This window comes from Gemmatimonadota bacterium, assembly GCA_039715185.1.
GTDB lineage: Bacteria > Gemmatimonadota > Gemmatimonadetes > Longimicrobiales > RSA9 > DATHRK01.
Map to the genome: position 1 here is coordinate 1 of JBDLIA010000181.1, position 2,505 is coordinate 2,505.

Sequence of the window (2,505 nt, forward strand, 5' to 3'; positions counted from 1 at the left end):
TCGATGAGCGTGATCGTGCAGCGGGCGCTGCCCGACGTGCGGGACGGGTTGAAGCCGGTGCACCGGCGCATCCTGTACGCGATGAGTGAGTTGGGACTGGCGCCGAACCGGCCCTACAAGAAGAGCGCTACGGTGGTGGGCGAGGTGCTGGGCAAGTACCACCCGCACGGGGACAACGCGGTCTACGACTCGTTGGTGCGCATGGTGCAGGACTTCAGCCTGCGCTACCCGCTGGTGGACGGGCAGGGGAACTTCGGCAGCATCGACGGCGACAACGCGGCGGCGTACCGGTACACGGAGGCGCGGCTGACGTCGATGGCGACGGAGCTGCTGGCCGACCTGGACCGGGAGACGGTCGATGTGGCGCCGAACTTCGACGACCGGCTGACCGAGCCCACCGTGCTGCCGGCGAAGGTGCCCAACCTGCTGATCAACGGCAGCAGCGGCATCGCGGTCGGCATGAGCACCAACATCCCCCCCCACAACCTGCGCGAGATCGGCGCGGCCGTACGGCACCTCGTCGAGAACCCGGACTGCGAGATGGATGAGCTGCTCCGCCTGGTGCCGGGCCCGGACTTCCCGACCGGCGGCCTGATCGTGGGCAGGGAGGGCATAGAGAGCGCCTACCGGACCGGCCGCGGCCGCATCGTCATGCGCGCCCGGGTCAAGCGCGAGGCGCTGCGCGGGGGCAAGGAGCAGCTGGTCGTCACGGAGATCCCGTACGGCGTGTCGAAGGCCAGGATCATCGAGCAGATCGCGACGCTGGTACGGTCCAAGAAGGTCGAGGACATCACCGACCTGCGCGACGAGTCGGACCGCGACGGCATGCGACTGGTGATCGAGCTGAAGCGCGGCGCGAGCGCCGCCGCGATCCTGGAGCGGCTCTACAGGGGCACGTACCTGCGGGCCACCTTCGGCGCGATCCTGCTGGCGCTCGACCGCGGCGTGCCCAGGGAGATGAACCTGAAGGCGCTCCTGGGCCACTTCCGCGACCACCGGATCGAGGTGATCCAGAGGCGGTCCCAGCACGATCTGGACGCGGCGGGACACGAGGCGCACGTGGTGGAGGGGCTCCTCATCGCGGTCGAGAACATAGACGAGGTGATCTCGATCATCCGCGCGTCGGAGGATCGAGCCGGCGCCGGTAGGGCGCTGCGCGACCGCTTCGAGCTGACCGAGATCCAGGCCGAGGCGATCCTGGACATGCGCCTGGCCCGACTCACCGGCCTCGAAACCGACAAGCTGCACGACCGCCTGCGCGACCTGAAGCGCACCATCCGCGAGCTGGAGGCCATCCTGGGCAGCCAGGAGCGCCAGCTCGAGGTGCTGCTAGAGGAGCTGGAGTCGGCCGTGGAGCGGTACGGGGACGCGCGGCGCACGGAGATCCTGTCCGAGGATGAGGAGCCGAGCGTAGAGGACGCGCTGGCCGACGAGGAGGTGGTCGTCACCCTGTCGCACCAGGGATACATCAAGCGCATCCCCCTGCACCTCTACCGACGCCGGATGGGGAGCGGGAAGGCGCTCGCCGGCATGGACCGCTTCGAGGACGACTTCCTGGAGCGCGTCTTCATCGCGAGCACGACGGACTCGCTGCTCGTCTTCACGCGGTCGGGGCAGGTGCACGCCCTGCCAGTGCACGAGCTTCCGGAGGCCGGACGCCAGAGCCGCGGCCGCTCCATCGCCCAGGTCGCCGGGTTGGAGGGGGACGAGCGGGTGGCCGGGCTGTTGGCCGTGAGGGACTTCAACGAACACCGGGTGCTGGTCTTCCTCACCCGCGGCGGGACGGTCAAGCGCACCGCGCTGGACCAGTTCTCCAACATCCGCGCAGGCGGAATCAACGCGGTCAGCCTCAGGGGCGACGACCAACTCATCGACGTGATCCTGAGCGACGGTACGCACGACCTGGCGCTCGTCACCAGCGGCGGGCGCGCCATCCGGTTCCCCGAAACCGACGTCCCGCTCATGGGTCGATCCGCGCAGGGCGTACGCGGGATTCAGCTGCGGAGCGGCGACACGGTGGTGGGGGTGGTGGACGTCCGGCGGCGCGCGACGCTGTGCACGGTCACCGAGCTCGGCCACGCCAAGCGCACGCCCATCGACGAGTACCCGGCCCAGAAGAGAGGCGGACTGGGCACCATCACGCTGCAGGTGTCCGACCGAACGGGGCCGCTGGTGGCCGCCCAAGAGCTCCTCGAGCGCGACGAGCTCATGGTCATATGCCGCTCCGGCCGTGCGATCCGGCTGGGGTCGGCGGACATCCCGATCCAGGGCCGGAACAGCCAGGGCAAGGCGCTGGCCGGGCTGGCCGAGGACGACGCCGTTGCGCGCGTGGCGCGGGTCGCGGGGCGGCGCACGGAGGAGGCCGGCGACGAGCTCGAAGAACGAGGTTCGGCTGAGGGCGAAAACCGGGTCTCGGGCGATGTCGAGCCGGCATCCGAACCTCGTCCGGAGGTCGCGATGGCACAGGCCCAACTCGAGCTCGATGCGTAGGGCGGGCGGGCCCGG

Annotated in this window: 1 protein-coding gene; it reads left to right on the plus strand. The window is 70.0% G+C overall.

Annotated features, from left to right (window positions below):
- Positions 1-2,490 (plus strand): DNA gyrase subunit A (gene gyrA, locus ABFS34_16445; protein MEN8377015.1); only part of this gene is annotated, 2,490 nt, incomplete at its 5' end.
- Positions 2,491-2,505: the final 15 nt, after the last annotated feature.